This window comes from Estrella lausannensis, from assembly GCF_900000175.1.
GTDB lineage: Bacteria > Chlamydiota > Chlamydiia > Chlamydiales > Criblamydiaceae > Estrella > Estrella lausannensis.
The window spans coordinates 76,662-90,358 of the sequence record NZ_CWGJ01000011.1 but is presented as its reverse complement, the minus strand read 5'-3'; the positions used below and the strand labels follow the sequence as shown (position 1 = coordinate 90,358).

Below are 13,697 nucleotides of genomic sequence, written 5' to 3'. Positions count from 1 at the left end.
CGTAAGCACTACTTCACTTGAATTTTATTGGTTTCGATCATCGCGTCAAGACTGAGTTTTTCCCTCGGAGTAACCCAGAGAGAGACTCTCTCGAGATAGGTTCTGAATCGTTGGCGCAACATCTCTTCCCGTTTTTTGGAGTAGCCTTGCGCTTCGCCGAATCCAAACATCGACTCGTTGGTGATCATGTAGGCAACATAGGTGTCTTCTAGATCGCTGATGTTGACGACATCGATAGACCAGTCGAGAACGGAATTTTCAACTTTGGGCTGAGCGATAATGACAATCTCCAGGTTTCCTCGGATCACATCCAAGAAGTGTCGTGATATATTGCGCATGAATAAGGGAAAATTCAAAATGAATAGCCCCTTTTCCATCTCCACTTTCCCTCCTTTTACAAGAGGAAACTTCTCGGGATTGACGGAGTTGACAAATTCCAGAGGATAAAAAACCCGGATCGAGATGTTTCTGTCGATGGGCAAAAACTCTTTTTTCAAAAACTCGATCCTTAAGTGGTCTGCGTCCGGATCATTAAAGTCTTCAAGAGCGTTATTGCGGAAATTGACCTGCACTTTCTTCCACTCTGCCGGAATCTGAAAAAAGATCTCATCTCTTCCAGTCGACTTTTGCGCAGCGTAAAGCTGATCCAGCATCTCCTTCTGGATTTTCCCAAGGTCGAAGGTAACCTTCATCCCTTTGTTTTTCAGCCTTTGGATCTCTTCGGCGGGCCCCGATATACTCTGATTGAGCGTCTGAGGCCAAACACCCAAAAATTCATACCCTTCCGGAGCCTCTCCTGTCGGTTCGACGAATGTAACCGGTACCTGCATGGTGACTACAGGTGTCTGCTTGATGACAAATTCATTGTGGCTCACATTGGTAATGTGGCTGGGCAGGTCGATCGTCGATATGAGAGAGCGCAGGTTCTTCTTGCTGATCTTGACAATCCAATCATCGTGATCGATCATCGAAGCGTCGATGACCACTTCCAGATCGCCTGGCTCCAGATTCTGGATGATGTCTTTAGACCCCGACAGAACCAACGTCATCCGCTTTTTCAAAGTGCCGTTAGGCAAAAGACCAATGATCGTCTTGTCGGAGGGTGGATTGACGATGCGTATCGGAATGTTGGGTATTGTTTTCGTCTCAGTGATCGAGTGGTTGACAAAGAGCCAGATGATCAAAGCTGTCATCAGGGAGACCAGCTTTCTTTGCCAGTTACCGAGTAAAAGCCAAGTCATGATTTCCTCCAGTTCTTAAGCCAGCCAATGGCATCGATACCGGAATCCATAGATTGGGTGGGAGGCGTAAATATACTGCGGATAATCCCTTTGAAGCGGTCGGGTTTCACTCCCCTCGTCATGATGCCATCCCGTGCGATTGATACTTTTCCCGACTCCTCTGAAACCACAATAATCAGCGCGTCCGTCAATTGGCTGATGCCAAGTCCCGCCCGGTGCCTTGTTCCCATCGATTTGGAAAGCTGGGAGCTGTCATCGGCAAGAGGGAGGATAGTTGCCGCTGACAAAATTTCTGTTCCCCGAATGATCACGGCTCCATCGTGTAAGGGTGTGCTTGGGATGAATACGGACTCGAGCAGCTCAGGCGAAAATTTTGCGTTCAAAAGAACCGCTTTGTTAGCATACTCATCCAAAGTATCCTGATTTTCCAAAACCACAAGCGCCCCATAGCGTTTCTCAGAAAGTCGGTAAACAACGTGGGACAACCCTTCCAGGAATTTGTCAAACTCGGATACTTCCTGATATTTTTTCCCTTTGACGCTGAGCTTAGAAAGAGCAAGCCTTAGTTCCGGCTGAAAAAGAATCAGAAGAGCGATAACGGCAACATTGACGAAGTAGAGCATGAGTTTTTGGATGACCGGCAGGTGCAGCCAGTTGGAAAAAGCGAACAGCGCCAAGAAGGCTAGCAAGCCAAAGACAAGATCCATCGCTCTGGTATTCCAGAAAAACGACAGAAAATAGTAAATCATCACCGCTATGATGGATATTTCTATCGTTGGAATAATGAGATGGAATATTTCTAGCATGTATCTTTATCAGCTCTCTATTGTGCGGTAAGAGAATGTCCGCACGTTGCTTTTTTATACCTAAAGCGACTCAAAATTCCAAATTTTGAGTCAATTTGGATATAAGAGACTGTCCACAAGCTCAAATCGCATGATTTGAGCTTGTGGACAATCTCTAAACGCCAGCAGGATGCCCCTAAACCTCCACCCGGGCTTGACGACCACTATGCTGCATTGAAACCCAGGCCTTAAGTGCCTTTCAGCCATGGATAAAGAGAGCAACGACCATAATTTGGCAGAACTGCGGTTTTGTCACCCTTTTTTACGTGGTAAATATTGTGGGATTTTCAAATTATGAGCAACGCTTTTCAACGGAACGAAAATTACTTTGAAACCTTCACTTTGTAGAGGGCTCTGCAAGCTGGACGTAAGGCTTGGTATTGGGAAATCGTAACGATCATAGTATCAGTCTCATTACCAAATCGCCAATCCTTAAGAAACTTCGCAAGAGATTCACTGAAGAGATCTTAGAGACTGTTCACAAAACCCGAGCCTAAGCACGAGTCCAATGAGGATCACTCTTAATTTCCAATCATTTATTTACACATAAAACCGTCTTTATTTTAGTCTGATTGAGCTGGCCTTGAAAATTTGACTATCCCCTCTTAGAAAACAAGAACGGGAGTATTTCAGGGAGCAACTCTACCGTAAACGTCTCAAAATCGAAGATTCTGAGACATTTTCGGAATACATAAATGCTTGTTGTAAACCCACGATCAGGGGTTTTTCCATGGATGTCGAAATCTTAGCGAGACTGCAGTTTGCCGTCACCATCATGTTTCACTACATTTACCCGCCTCTCAGCATTGGACTGGGTATATTTTTGGTCATCGCCGAAGGGCTTTACCTCAAAACGGGAAGTGAAGACTATCACGCCATCGCCAAATTCTGGACCAAGGTATTCGCTCTCACCTTCGCTATCGGAGTGGCCACGGGAATCGTGATGGAGTTTGAGTTTGGCACTAACTGGGCGACGTATTCACGCTACGTCGGAGACATCTTTGGGTCAGCTCTCGCTGCCGAAGGGGTTTTCGCCTTCTTTTTGGAGTCTGGTTTCTTGGCCCTGCTTCTCTTTGGCTGGGATCGGATAGGAAAAAAGCTTCATTTTTTCTCGACATGCATGGTGTGCCTGGGCGCTCACTTCAGCGCGATTTGGATCGTTGTCGCCAACTCCTGGATGCAAACACCGCGCGGTTATCACATTGTCGGCGAAGGAATGGGTGCAAGGGCAGAAATCACCTCCTTCTGGGAAATGGTCTTCAACCCCTCCTCTGTCGTCCGCCTCTCTCATGTCGTCATCGGCTGCTGGCTGGCTGCCGCCTTTTTGGTGATCAGCATTTCAGCCTACTACCTGCTCAAGAAAAAACACACCCAGTTTGCAAAAAAATCAATCACCATCGCCATCATCATCTCTTTCGTTGCCTCCTTCCTGCAGCTTGTCACAGGACATGAGAGCGGAGAAGTGATCGCGAAGCATCAGCCATCCAAACTCGCCGCTTTTGAAGCGCTTTTCGAGACAAAAAAAGGCGCGCCTCTTGTTCTGTTTGGGCTGCCCGATGTAAAGGAAGAGAAAATTCACTATGAAATATCCATCCCGAACATGCTAAGCGTACTCGTCCACAGTGACCCTGATGCGGAGGTCAAAGGACTGGATCAGTTTCCCAAAAAGGACTGGCCGAATGTCAAGGCTGTCTTCCCGATCTACAGAATAATGCTTCTGATGTGGGTATTCATGGTGGTGGTCTCTTGCTGGGCCTTTTACCTTCTTAGAAAAGACAAACTGGAGGAAAGTCCTTTTGCGCTACGCATCATGGTCCTTTCCGTACTCTTCCCCCAGATCGCGAACCAGGCAGGCTGGGTTGCCGCCGAGATGGGAAGGTATCCTTGGATAGTACAGGATCTTCTTCGCATCTCAGATGCCCTTTCCAAGACTGTTACCGCCGAGATGATCCTGGGATCTTTGATCATGTTCAGCCTGATCTATACCATCCTCTTTATCCTCTTTATTTATCTCTTGCACGACAAAATCAAGGCAGGGCCTGCAGACAAAGATGAGAGCACGCCCTACCATCACCTGAAAGACTATGTAAAGGAGGTTGGCGGTGGAAATCATCAATAGCATCATGAGCAATTTGGAATTCACCTGGTTTTCCGCTTTTGTCATCCTGCTTGCCGGTTACGCAATTTTGGACGGTTTCGATCTGGGTGTGGGTATGCTGCACCTTTACGCAGGCAACGACTCGGAGAGGCGCCTGCTGTTAAACTCCATCGGACCGGTTTGGGACGGCAACGAGGTATGGCTTGTCACTGCAGGAGGAGCGCTCTTTGCCGGCTTCCCTGATGTGTATGCCACTTTCTGTACAGCCTTCTACATCCCAATCATGCTCCTGCTTTCCGGATTGATTTTCCGAGCCGTTGCGATAGAATTCAGGAGCAAGCAGCCGATGCGCTGGTGGCGCACGATGTGGGATGTGCTCTTTTCTGGAGCGAGCTTTATCATCGCGATAGGTCTCGGAATTGTCATGGGCAACTTGGTCACCGGCATTCCCCTGGACAAGGAAGGAGAATATATGGGTACTCTGGCAGATCTTCTCCGCCCCTACACATTTTTGACAGGCTTTCTCACAGCCAGCCTTTTCTTGATGCACGGAACAATCTTTGCCCTCATGAAGACAGAAGGGGCATTCCATGACAAAATCAGAAAAGCGGTCAACCCCACCATCATCCTCTTCATCATGCTCTATGCGATCACAACGGTCACAACGCTGATTTACTTCCCCTACATGGGAGAGACGATCAGAGACCGACCCGTGTTTTTCGGTGTCGCGCTTGTGAACATGTTTGCTATCGCCAATATCCCGCGAGAGATCAGCAAGGGAAGGGACGGCAGAGCGTTTCTGTCCTCATCCGTTAACATCGTCTGCCTGCTGGCCCTCTACGGAATCGGCAGCTACCCTGACGTGCTCATGGCATCCAACGACCCCCTGAATTTAAGCTTGACGATCTACAATTCAGCCTCCTCGCAAAAGACCCTGGAGATCTTGCATATCATCGCCTTGATCGGAGTCCCTCTGGTCATTTCCTATACGGTGGCGATCTATTGGATCTTCAGAGGTAAAGTCAAACTCGATTCCATGAGTTACTAACTCCTTTCACTTGCAGCGTTTCATGCCGCTTGTATCTAAAGACTGTTCTCTCATGGACAGTCTTTAGATAAAACTTGAGCGGTAGCCGCTTGCGACTCACTCCTTGACTTTCCTGCCAGCCAGATCCTTTTCGCTCGATTTTGAATTCCCCTTCTTTCTCCCTACCCGCGGTAAAACTTCCGACAAAACCAATTCAATGTAATACGACTCAAACTCTTCTATCCCCTCTTGTCGCAGACCCCCCAAAAAAACTAATTCAATATAATAATCGTTTATTAATATATTAAAATATTTTATACTATCTACCGGAGTTTTTAATAAGGATGTTATAGATGATAAATAACAACTCAATAAACCTGACTAGCAGAACAGATACCCTGCTCCAAAAATATATCGAGTCGCCGTCAGTCAGAAAGTTCAATGAGAGTGAAGACCAACGCCGGTTACTAGCCGCGATAGCCCTCGAGCTACTTGACCAAAACACCGCTAACGATGACATTTCAAAGACAAGCCTAGATACAGCCACTGTCCGTCAGTTCGCGCTATCGAACGAAAGTCTTGCGTACCTCCAGCTCAACTGCAACGCCATCTTCCACGTGAATACAAAGAGCGCCTCGCAGCTGGCCACGCTCTGGAAAAGTAACTCTGACGACAACAAATTTCACGAAAACATGGCGCTTCTTCGCACCATGATCAACGCTAGCGAGCACATCGATAATTACACCCTCCTTACCATATTCCACGACATTGGCTTGACTCCCAAAAGTGCGCTTTGGAATTACAACGATGAACCTACCGAGCTTTGCTTGCTCTTGTGCCAGGAACGCAGCACTTCCCTGGATGCCTTTTACAAACAAACTCCTCCCGGCTTAATCGTAGAGATGCCTCCCCAGCTCCTTCCTGCCAAGACAGTGGCAAAAGTGGCCGAAGTTGTGGCTAAGCCGCCCTACGGCTACGGCCATGACACCTGTATCGCCAAGCTGCATATCGGCGCCAAACTTGAGAACCCCTCCTACCCCCTGCTGTCGGTAGACGCCCAGGCTCTCAGGAAATCTCTCAGCGATGGCAGTGAAATCCTTCACCTTATTGCCCAGCACAAATACAAGAAGTTTTCAGAGCTTGAAGGATACAGTGCTACAGAAAAGCTGCTGCTGCTCTATCTCGCAAAATATGAACTGATGAGCCAAGTGCTGGAGCAACAGGTGTGGCAAGATGACGACAATGAGGGATACGTAACAAATCTTTCTGTGAGGACTTACATCGAAACTACCCGCACCAACTTAGAGGCCCTTCTTGAGGATCTGCTGATGAGTGAGACTGTCGACTTGCAGAAATTGAATTTGCTTCTGCATGCGCTAGTCTATTTTTCAGAAGACGGCGCCTGCGGCTCCCCGTTTGAATTCTTGGAGATGCTGAACAGTATTGCAGGTGGAACTAAAGCTAAGTGCATCCCTTTATTCCACCAAACCGCTGAACGACACGGGTTGTTAGTGAGCTATCACATGTACTCCTACGAGGCTAAAGTATCGGCTGAAGAGTCGAAGATGTTCGTGCCAATACTAAGTAGAACAGGCCTCTTTGGAGCCAATACTTTCCTCTCACTCTTTTTCAATGACCTGATTCCCTATAGCTGTTCAATAAGGCAATTTACAGGCCACGAACTTTCCGTACACGACAATCAAATACAGGGACATTTAGATGTTCTAGAGCATGATATCGAACATTCGAGACGGACGATCCCGATTACCCGCAACAAGCCATGGCACGACTACCTCAAGTACTGCTATAGCCAAATTCTTGAGAACCCGCAATTGGCCGGCCAGGAGAACCTCTTGTTCTACCTCTTTTTTGAGACTGCCCGCACCAACTTAGACGCCCTTCTTGAAGATCTGTTGAAGAGTGAGACTGTCGACTTACAGAAATTGAATTTACTTCTGCACGCGTTAGTCTTTTTTTCAGAAGACGCCGCCAGCAACCCCCCAAAAGACTTATGGCAGATGCTGCGCACTATTACAGAAAAAACAACAGCTGAGTGCATCCCCTTATTCCACCAAACCGCAGAACGACATGGGTTTTTAGTGAGCTCCATTATGTTCTACGGACAGGCTAAAGTGACGCCAGAAGAATCGAAGATGTTCGTGCCAATCCTGAGTAGAACAGGTCTCTTTGGAGCCAACACTTTCCTCTCGCTCTTTTTCAATGACCTGATTCCCTATAGCTGTTCAATAAGGCAATTTACAGGCCACAAAATTTCCGTACACGACAAGCAAAGAAAGGGACATTTAGATGTTCTAGAGCATGATATCGAACATTCGAGACGGACGATCCCGATTACCCGCAACAAGCCATGGCACGACTACCTCAAGTACTGCTATAGCCAAATTCTTGAGAACCCGCAATTGACCGGGCAAGAGAACCTCTTGTACTACCTCTTTTTAATCACCCATGAGCTCGGTATGATGCCGGATCGGGCGGCGAAGTTTCATGAAATCATCGATGCGCGTATTGATAGTAAAAATCGAATACAGTGCTACAGAAAAGCTGCTGCTGCTCTACCTCGCAAAATATGAACTGATGAACAGAGTACTAGGGCAAGATTGGTGGGAAGATAACAACAAGAAAACATATGGAACAACTCTTTATTCAGAGAGTGAGGTCGAGACTGCCCGCACCAACTTAGACGCCCTTCTGGAGGATCTGCTGAAGAGAGGGACTGTCGACTTGCTGAAATTGAATTTGCTTCTGCACGCACTAGTCTACTTTTCAGAAGACAGCGCCTGCAAAGCCCCAAGTGACTTATTGATGATGCTGCGCATTATTAAAAACGGAACTACAGCTGAGTCCATCTCCTCATTCCACCAAACCGCGGAACGCCGAGGTTTTTTAGTGAGCTCCCTTATGTCCTCCGGGCATGCTAAAGTGACGGTTGAAGAATCGAAGATGTTCGTGCCAATCCTGAGTAGAACAGGTCTCTTTGGAGCCAACACTTTCCTCTCGCTCTTTTTCAATGACCTGATTCCCTATAGCTGTTCAATAAGGCAATTTACAGGCCACGAACTTTCCGTACACGACAATAAAAGAAAGGGACATTTAGATGTTCTAGAGCATGATATCGAACATTCGAGACGGACGATCCCGATTACCCGCAACAAGCCATGGCACGACTACCTCAAGTACTGCTATAGCCAAATTCTTGAGAACCCGCAATTGACCGGGCAAGAGAACCTCTTGTACTACCTCTTTTTAATCACCCATGAGCTCGGCATAATGCCGGATCAGGCAGCGAAGTTTCACGAGATCATCGATGCACGCATTGATCGCAATAGCCGAGTCGAGTGGGACGATTCGTTTGTTGAGATGCTAAAGCAAGTGGCCAATCCGGGCATACCCTTTGAGGCAGATAACGAGCGCGATTGGGTAGTCAAATGCCTCGACGACTTGCATAGCTCGTTTGACAAGCACTTCCACATCAGTCAAATCAACGAATCCACCGACATCAACACTCTCGTAGCAGAGTTGAAAGAATCGTACAATCTTGCACCGCAACACACCGCTCCCTAGAGAAAACCACTAAAGGCAAGCAGCTTCGCTGCTTGCCTTGAAGCACTCAGAGACTGTCCACAAACTCTAATCGTGTCGCCTCGTTTTAATTTGAGGCATATTACCTAGGCCGACTCTTCAATTGCCTCTTGCCTTAGCAATTTGGTGAACGCTCGCTTTTCCTCAATCACGATTTTTGAAAGCGCCATAATGCCGATGAGGTTAGGGATCGCCATCATGCCATTGAAGATGTCCGATACCTTCCAGACAATCTCCAGCTCTAAGACGGCCCCTGGGATGACGATCAGGGTAAAGAGTATGCGGTAATAGGGAACCAATTTTTCACCAAAAAGATACTCGCAGCACTTCTCTCCGTAGTAGGCATAGCCGACAAGCGTGGTGAAAGCAAACAGGATCAGCCCTGTTGTAACGATGTATCCGCCCCAGGGAATTACCGATTTAAACGCCGCCATCGTCATGGCTGCGCCGGTAAGCAACTTCCCGTCGGTGCCTGTCTTCCCGAGGATATCGGTAACCCCCAGCACCAGACCGGTCAGGGTGCACATGACGATCGTCGCTAAAAAGCAACCCGTCATCGACACCAGCGCCTGTCTCCCTGGCACATCCGTCTGCGCGGCTGCCGCTGCGATCGAGGCAGTGCCAAGCCCGGCTTCGGAAGTCATCAGACCGCGGCTGACGCCCATCTGAATTGCCATCACAATAGTCGATCCGAGAAAGCCACCCACGGCCGCCTGTCCTGTGAACGCGCTTTCAAAGATAGTCAGAAATACCCCTGGAATTTTTGTGAAATTGAGTAACAGGATCAATCCGGCGCCGCTGATGTAGATAAGAACCATCATGGGGACAAGGAAGGAGGCGACCTTGCCGATGCTGCGGATTCCTCCCAGGATTGTCATCCCCGTCAAAACGGCGATGACAACACCGGAAATCAAAGGATCGATGGAAAATGTCTCTTTTAGAACATCGGCTACAGAGTTTGCCTGCAGCATGTTGCCGCCGCCGAACGCCGCAATCGCACCGCAAAAAGCAAAGGCGGTCGAAAGCCAGCGCCATCCCAGTCCATACTGGATAAAGTACATAGGGCCTCCGCACATCTCCCCTTTGGTATCGGTGGTGCGGTATTTGACTGCGAGAATCGACTCGGCAAAGCGAGTGGCCATTCCGATGATAGCGGTGACCCACATCCAGAAGAGCGCTCCCATCCCCCCAGCTACGATAGCCGTGGAAATGCCTGCTATGTTGCCGATGCCGATCGTGGCGGCAAGAGCCGTCATCAGGGACTCAAAATGGGAAATATCGCCCTTCTCGCCTTTGTGTTGCTGCTTGGTAAAAACCAATTTGAGGGCGTACGCTAGATAGCGGAACTGAATACCTCTTAAAACAACGGTCAGATAAAGACCGACGCCCATAATCAGGATGAGCAGCGGCGCTCCCCACAGCAGAGTATAGAATTTATCCAGACAAAGAAGCGTTGTGTTGTACAGATCGGCAAGCATCTTAATTTAACTCCTTAACGATGGGTTTCACGTTCTGATTCTTTTTTGATGATCTGTAGAAACCCATCTGTCTCCTTGGAAACTACAGAAGAGAGTAAGACAACAGCTATCAGGTTAGGGATTACCATCAGCCCGTTGGCCACATCGGCAATCGCCCAAACGGTTTCCATTTTCAAAACCGATCCCGGAATTACAGCCAGCGTGAAGAGGATGCGGAAGGGAATCACCGCCTTCTCGCCAAAAAGATACTCAAAGCATTTCTCTCCATAGTAGGCCCAGGCAATAACGGTGGAGAAAGCAAAGAGGAAAAGTCCAATCGCCACGATATAGTCTCCCCACACGATTTTAGTGGAGAAAGCCGTCAAGGCAAGGGCAGCGCCGTTCAGCATTTTACCGTTTCCGTCCTGCATGCCAAGAACGCCTGAAATCGCAATGACGAGGCCGGTGATAGTGCACACAATCAGCGTGGATACGGAAGCGCCTGTCATCGTGATCATCGCCTGGCGGCCCGGATGATCCGTTTGCGCTGCCGCGGCGGCGATCGATGAGATGCCAAGCCCCGCCTCATTGGAAAAAATACTTCTCGAAACCCCCATCTGGATCGCCATCATCGCCGAAGCGCCGGCAAAACCGCCAAAGGCGGCCTGTCCTTCAAAGGCCGAGACGAATATTTGCCAAAATATGGAAGGAATCAGTTGGATATGCATCAGAATAACGACCAATCCGCCGACAAAATAGAAAAGAGCCATCAAGGGAACTAAAAAAGCCGAAACATGGCCGATGCTCTTGACGCCGCCTAAGATAACCATTCCCGTCAAGCAAGCAACCAATATACCTACAACCCAAGGATCGATTTTGAATATAATATTGACGGACTCCACAATGGAGTTCACCTGGACTAAGTTACCTGTCCCCAGGGCTGCGACCACGCCTAGCGCTGCGAAAACAAAAGCCATCCATTTCCAACCAAGGCCCCGTTCAATATACTCCATCGGCCCGCCGATCATTTCGCCGCGGTTGTCTACCTTTCGAAATTTGACGGCCAATAAGGACTCGGCGTATTTAGTGGCCATGCAAATGATCGCTGTCACCCACATCCAAAATAGCGAGCCCAAGCCGCCGATCGCAACAGCCGTCGCGACACCAACGATAGAGCCTGTGCCGATAGCTCCGGCAAGTGAGGTCATCAAAGCCTCAAACTGCGATATATCCCCTTCCGCCTTTCCTTTGGGACGGGAGATCAACTCTTTGATGCCAAAAAAGAAATACCTGAACTGCAAACCTTTAAGAACAAATGTCAGATAAAAACCCACCCCAAACAGTAAAATCAGGAGAGGAGGTCCCCATAGCCAGTCTTTAAAAGCGTTCAGCATCGCTTCGAATTGATCCATATCTTGTCTCGTGTAAAAAACCATTAAAACAAAAGTATTTTAAACCTCCCCGGCTAAAAATGCAAAAAAAACTCAGGACGCAAAGTTGCCCCGGAAAGATCTAAAGGAAAAATTTTACTTGTCTCCGGATTGTTAAAGGTGTTATCCCACTAGTACAGCGACAGACCGAAAGTGCCTCAAAATTTGGGCTTGGCAAAGAGAGAGCTCAGCACGATTGAAAGATCGCAAGTCACCGTATATTAGAATCATCTGGCAACTTAAAATCTTTCAATCCTGAGAATTTCGCACAGCATCTGTGACAATTTTTTGAGACACATCCGGCATATATACCGCGGTGAACTTAAGAGACTACTGACGGATTCGCATCCGTTTAACAGTCTCTAAAATTTGCCGGTAAACCAGAGTTAATAAGGGGTGAGTGATGGAAGATGAAGAAATTAAGCTAAAGCCGCATCCCCCACACCCTCTGTTCACCGATCTTCTCAACGCCGGAGCGATCGATTTCTTAAGCGCCCTCCATCGCGAATTCGAGGATAAGAGAGAGGCGCTGCTTGCCAGGCGCATCGTCCGGCAATATGAAATTGACCAAGGCGGCCGGTTCGACTTTCCCCCCGAGCCAGCCTCCATCCGCAACGATCCTTCCTGGAGCGTTGCCCCCTGCCCTGCCGACCTGAACAAACGCTGGGTAGAGATCACCGGGCCAACCGACGCCAAGATGCTCATCAACGCTTTAAATTCCAAAGCCGACATCTACATGGCGGACTTCGAAGATTCGAACAGCCCGACTTTCGGCAACATCATGAGCGGCCACTTCAATCTTAAAAAAGCGATCCGACGAGCGCTTGAGCATAAGACTCCCAAAAAAACCTACCGTTTAAACGCCACGACAGCGACTCTCTTCGTAAGACCCCGGGGCTGGCATCTTCCGGAGACCCACTTTTTCGTCGATGACGCTCCGGTATCGGCTTCGCTGTTCGACTTTGGGGTCTACTTGTACCACAACGCCCATGAACTCATTAAAAAGGGATCGGCCCCCTATTTCTACCTCCCGAAAATGGAGAGCCACTTGGAAGCCAGGCTCTGGCAAGAGGTGTTTACTTTCGCTGAAGAGAAGCTCTCTCTTCCCAAGGGGACAATCCGCTGCACCGTCTTGATCGAAACGATTGGCGCCGCCTTCGAGATGGAGGAGATCCTCTTCGAACTCAAAGAGAGCATCACCGGGCTTAACGCGGGACGCTGGGATTACATCTTCTCGATCATAAAAAAAGAACAAGCAAACGCTGAACTGGTTTTTCCCGATCGGGGATCGATCACCATGCGTGTTCCCTTCATGAAAGCGTACGCCGACCTCTTGGTGCACACATGCCACAAACGCGGGGCGCATGCGATGGGTGGGATGAGCGCTTTCGTTCCAAAGCGCGGAGATGAAGAGGTCAACCGGATAGCCTTTGCAAAAGTCAGAGAGGACAAAGAACTCGAGGTTTCCCAAGGGTTTGACGGAACGTGGGTTGCCCATCCCGATCTCGTACCGCTCGCGACGGAAGTGTTTGAAACCAAGTTAGGCCGAGACAACCAAAAGGATATGCTGCGAAACGATGCTCTCGGCGATACAGCAAAATTGACCCAATTTACAGTTCCAGGCGGCAAAGTGACCCTGGCGGGGGTCAGACAAAACGCACGCATCAGCCTCATCTACCTTGCAGCCTGGCTCTCAGGCCAAGGAGCTCTTGCCATCGATAACCTGATGGAGGATCTGGCGACTTGTGAAATTTCAAGGGCACAGCTTTGGCAGTGGATCCACCGCAAAGCTGAGCTGGAAGAGGGTGGGGTTGTCTCGCTGGATCTGGTAAAACAGACGATTGAGGAAGCTGAACGCGAGCTACTTGCCAACCCCGACGAGCCCTATCCTCACAGAAAAAAGCTCTCAAAGGCAAAGCAGCGGTTGATTGAATGCGTCTCGTCTGAACAGTTTATCGAATTTTTATCATCACATTGTTTAAAAGATATCTTTTAGGTG

The 13,697-nt window shown here is 48.6% G+C and carries 9 protein-coding genes; 5 read left to right on the top strand and 4 right to left on the bottom strand.

All coding sequences use genetic code 11. The features are described from left to right. Positions 1-8: 8 nt before the first annotated feature. The gene (locus tag ELAC_RS03490; RefSeq protein ID WP_098037893.1) at positions 9-1,241 is read right to left on the bottom strand and encodes a CdaR family protein; all 1,233 of its coding nucleotides are present in this window, start codon (positions 1,239-1,241) and stop codon (positions 9-11) included. Further along, positions 1,238-2,047, bottom strand: a complete 810-nt coding sequence (cdaA, locus tag ELAC_RS03485) for a diadenylate cyclase CdaA (RefSeq protein ID WP_098037892.1) — start codon at positions 2,045-2,047, stop codon at positions 1,238-1,240. Before cdaA ends, ELAC_RS03490 begins: the two co-directional genes overlap by 4 nt. A 769-nt stretch (positions 2,048-2,816) precedes the next feature. On the opposite strand from cdaA, the gene ELAC_RS03480 reads away from it, so the two are divergent. The 4 genes from ELAC_RS03480 (at position 2,817) to ELAC_RS03465 (ending at position 8,793) form a co-directional block, all read left to right on the top strand. Next, entirely contained in the window at positions 2,817-4,205 is a 1,389-nt protein-coding gene (locus ELAC_RS03480) for a cytochrome ubiquinol oxidase subunit I (protein WP_098037891.1), read from the top strand. After that, a complete protein-coding gene (gene cydB, locus ELAC_RS03475) occupies positions 4,189-5,232 on the top strand; it encodes a cytochrome d ubiquinol oxidase subunit II (RefSeq protein ID WP_239414342.1) in 1,044 nt (347 codons plus the stop codon). Before ELAC_RS03480 ends, cydB begins: the two co-directional genes overlap by 17 nt. 332 nt (positions 5,233-5,564) lie before the next feature. Further along, positions 5,565-7,802, top strand: a complete 2,238-nt coding sequence (locus ELAC_RS03470) for a hypothetical protein (protein ID WP_098037890.1) — start codon at positions 5,565-5,567, stop codon at positions 7,800-7,802. Then, a complete protein-coding gene (locus tag ELAC_RS03465; RefSeq protein WP_143406427.1) occupies positions 7,717-8,793 on the top strand; it encodes a hypothetical protein in 1,077 nt (358 codons plus the stop codon). The genes ELAC_RS03470 and ELAC_RS03465 overlap by 86 nt, the downstream gene beginning before the upstream one ends. Before the next feature lie 104 nt (positions 8,794-8,897). Here ELAC_RS03465 and ELAC_RS03460 read toward each other — a convergent pair whose 3' ends face one another. Next, on the bottom strand, positions 8,898-10,289 hold the full coding sequence (locus ELAC_RS03460; RefSeq protein ID WP_098037888.1) for an alanine/glycine:cation symporter family protein: 1,392 nt from the start codon (positions 10,287-10,289) through the stop codon (positions 8,898-8,900). Positions 10,290-10,303: 14 nt separating this feature from the next. After that, entirely contained in the window at positions 10,304-11,680 is a 1,377-nt protein-coding gene (locus ELAC_RS03455) for an alanine/glycine:cation symporter family protein (protein ID WP_098038186.1), read from the bottom strand. A 421-nt stretch (positions 11,681-12,101) separates the two neighbouring features. Between ELAC_RS03455 and aceB the strand changes: the two genes are divergently transcribed. Further along, positions 12,102-13,694, top strand: coding sequence for a malate synthase A (aceB, locus tag ELAC_RS03450; RefSeq protein WP_098037887.1), 1,593 nt, complete (start codon positions 12,102-12,104; stop codon positions 13,692-13,694). The last annotated feature ends 3 nt before the right edge of the window (positions 13,695-13,697 follow it).

Coding starts and splice junctions, on each gene's coding strand:
- ELAC_RS03490 (WP_098037893.1), bottom strand. CDS start 1,241: ATGACTTGGCTTTTACTCGGTAACTGGCAAAGAAAGCTGGTCTCCCTG.
- cdaA (WP_098037892.1), bottom strand. CDS start 2,047: ATGCTAGAAATATTCCATCTCATTATTCCAACGATAGAAATATCCATC.
- ELAC_RS03480 (WP_098037891.1), top strand. CDS start 2,817: ATGGATGTCGAAATCTTAGCGAGACTGCAGTTTGCCGTCACCATCATG.
- ELAC_RS03470 (WP_098037890.1), top strand. CDS start 5,565: ATGATAAATAACAACTCAATAAACCTGACTAGCAGAACAGATACCCTG.
- ELAC_RS03465 (WP_143406427.1), top strand. CDS start 7,717: ATGAAATCATCGATGCGCGTATTGATAGTAAAAATCGAATACAGTGCT.
- ELAC_RS03460 (WP_098037888.1), bottom strand. CDS start 10,289: ATGCTTGCCGATCTGTACAACACAACGCTTCTTTGTCTGGATAAATTC.
- ELAC_RS03455 (WP_098038186.1), bottom strand. CDS start 11,680: ATGGATCAATTCGAAGCGATGCTGAACGCTTTTAAAGACTGGCTATGG.
- aceB (WP_098037887.1), top strand. CDS start 12,102: ATGGAAGATGAAGAAATTAAGCTAAAGCCGCATCCCCCACACCCTCTG.